At 64.2% G+C, this 2,678-nt stretch carries 2 protein-coding genes and 1 pseudogene; all 3 read right to left on the minus strand.

The features are described from left to right. Positions 1–747: 747 nt before the first annotated feature. Positions 748–1,050: pseudogene (locus AZG88_RS50840) on the minus strand (transposase); the annotation flags it as partial. A gap of 22 nt (positions 1,051–1,072) precedes the next feature. Then, a complete protein-coding gene (locus tag AZG88_RS32450; protein WP_061043952.1) occupies positions 1,073–1,687 on the minus strand; it encodes an MFS transporter in 615 nt (204 codons plus the stop codon). Continuing rightward, complete coding sequence (locus AZG88_RS55795; RefSeq protein ID WP_156517679.1) at positions 1,591–2,298, minus strand: MFS transporter; 708 nt, start codon at positions 2,296–2,298, stop codon at positions 1,591–1,593. The genes AZG88_RS32450 and AZG88_RS55795 overlap by 97 nt, the downstream gene beginning before the upstream one ends. Positions 2,299–2,678 lie beyond the last annotated feature (380 nt).

Raw genomic sequence — 2,678 nt, forward strand, 5'->3', positions numbered from 1 at the left:
AACCTTTGATCGAGAGTGTGACCTTGAGCACGCTACGCGGATTCGGACAAACCTGTCAATGCCTCTCCCCGGTCGTTCGCTCGGACTCACGCAAAACCTAGGTAGCTACCGATGGGTAGCCGGATTTCGGGACCAATTTTGTGGTGTTCGGATCGTGTTTGCTTGCTTGATGTTTCGCGCCACGAGCTGCGCTGTGCCGATGAGGGCACCAACGGCGGTAAGGTACGCGTATGGCGGCCGCTCACAGGCGACCGGGAGTGGTTGTCGGGGTGGCGAGTTCGGTCAGGCCGGTGCGCAGGACCCGGTCGTGTGCCCAGGTGAGGAATTTCGCCGTGTCGAGTCCGCGGTTGCAGTAGCGGTGGGTGCCCTCGATCCGGACGATGAGGTCGCGGGGTTCAGCCGGCGCAGGTCGTAGGTCATCTGCCCGGCGGACAACGTGTCCGAGTCCAGTCAGCGCAGCTCGACGGCGAGGGTGCGCAGGTCCGTGTTGGTGAAGCCGTTCGGGCGCAGCGGAAGACCAGCACCGCGGAGAGCAGGGCGTGGCTGCGCTGGTCGGCGAATCGAAAGCCTGGGACGTGGTCGGCGAGGGCGTTGGCGCCGGTGATCGGGTCGTGGCTGAATCGTTGGACGCGCAGCCAGGTGTCGGTTTGGCGTGAAAGCCGATCTCCCGCAGGGTGGGTAGATGTGTCAATCGTCTACCAAGGTGGAGATCGCGGGTGTCGTTGATGGTGGTCTCGGTGCGCAGGGCGCGTCCCTGCTGCCCTTCTTCAAGAAACCGGTGTCGTCGACGACCAACACCCCGGCCGGATCGCCAAGGCGCTCGACCACGTAGTCGCGCACCCTCTACGTCCCAGTCTGCCCGCCGCAGCAACGCTGTATCCCGTCCGGGCTCACCTCACCGGCACACTCGGCCAGCGTCTACCCGTCCTTACGGTCCAGACCCGTAACCAAACCCGCGACATACTCGCGGACCCGGATTTGCGGTTCCGACATGACGAACCGACCGGCGATCCTCTCATGCAACGCTCGGTCGTTCCGCGCACCGGCCATGCCTCTTTCGGATGGGCATGGATCAGCGCTCTGAGGCAAGGACGTCGCACAGGTCCCGATTGCGCGTCTCAGGCAGACCGATCGCGCTGAGCAGGCTGATCAGACACAGAACGGCCACGACGACACCGAACACAACAGCACCATAGGCGGCCGTGATCGCGCCACCGATGACCGGGGGCGTGGCCCCACCGAGGACGAGTCCCATGTTGTAGGCGAACGCGGAAGCCGTGTAGCGGTACCGTGTGTCGAACAGTTCGGACAGCATGACGTTGATCGGACCGATCTCGAGCCCCGCGATGAACATCGTCATGCCCAGGAGCAACAGGTACTCGCCGCCTGAGGCCGACTCCAAGATAGTGAAGACGAGCAGTGCCCAAACGACCGCGGCCGAGGCGCCTTCAACTGGGGGTCGGCGCGGGTGCGTCGCCACGAGGAGGACCGGGCGCCGTCCCACTCGGTCCGACGCCGTCGCCCCGTCTACCACGCCCAGAGCCCAGCACAGGCCGCCCGCAATGCCGGCGGCGAGGACGGTGTTCCGGGTCAGACCGAGTTGCGCCGTGCCGATGTTCGCAAAGTAGGTCGCGCCAAGATAGGTGAAGGCCGCCTGCATGATCGAGATTCCTGCGACGAGGAACATCTGGCGCGGCTGGCACCGCCACGCTTCGGACGAACGGCAACTTCGATCGTTCGTCGTTGCGGCTCGAGTCGGCCTCCGCCTCGAACACGGGACTCTCGTCGATCTTCAGGCGGATGTACAGGCCGACGGCTATGAGCAGGCCACTCGCGAGGAACGGGACCCGAACGAGACGAATTGTTCATCAGAGAGGCCGACGCCAACCGCGAGCAGAGTCGCGTTCGCGAGAACGATCGAGAATCCTCCGCCCAGCGACGTGAACATGGTCCAGAAGCCGCGCTTCCCAGCTGGCGCGCTCTCCGTGCGAAAAGCGCCGCCCCCGCCAGCTCGCCTCCGGCGGCGATGCCTTGGACGATACGCAGGAGCACGATCAGGATCGGGGCTGCGATCCCGATCTGGTCTGCCGTCGGCGTGGCGCCGACCATGACCGTTGCGCATCCCATCAGCAGCTGGGTCGTGACCAGTATTCGCTTGCGTCCGAGCCGGTCACCGAAGTGACCGAAGATCCACGCCCCGATGGGACGGTCGACGAACGCCACACCGAACGTGCCGAAGGCCGCGATGAGAATGGTCCTCGAGGTAGATCTTCTCGGCAGGGATGTCGCGGAGCTCACCGAGCTTCACGGCATCGATGACCCACTTCGTCGTCGTCGTCTGCGAAACGGCCTTTCCACCCGTCCTGGGCTCCCGACCTCGGCGGTCAAAGCCTCGGCCGCGCGGACGTAATCCATTGCCGAACAATGAATTCGACCCCTTTGCCGATCGGCCGATGAACCTGTGCCGGAGGAGCTCTTCGATGCCGGCAGGCCGTAATTCGGCAAGTCGCCTTCGATCGGGAGTGCAGGACGTGCGGTGTCGAACGATTAAAGGTGCTTATGATCCGGATTGTCGTGATGCCGTCACAGTCGCTTCTCCAGCGGCCCGGATCGAGAGCTACGAACAGCTGCTCCGTTCGCGTGCCGGATTGAAGCAGTTATCCGATGGACTTGTACTC

It is taken from the genome of Rhodococcus sp. LB1 (assembly GCF_001583455.1).
Lineage (GTDB): Bacteria > Actinomycetota > Actinomycetes > Mycobacteriales > Mycobacteriaceae > Rhodococcus_F > Rhodococcus_F opacus.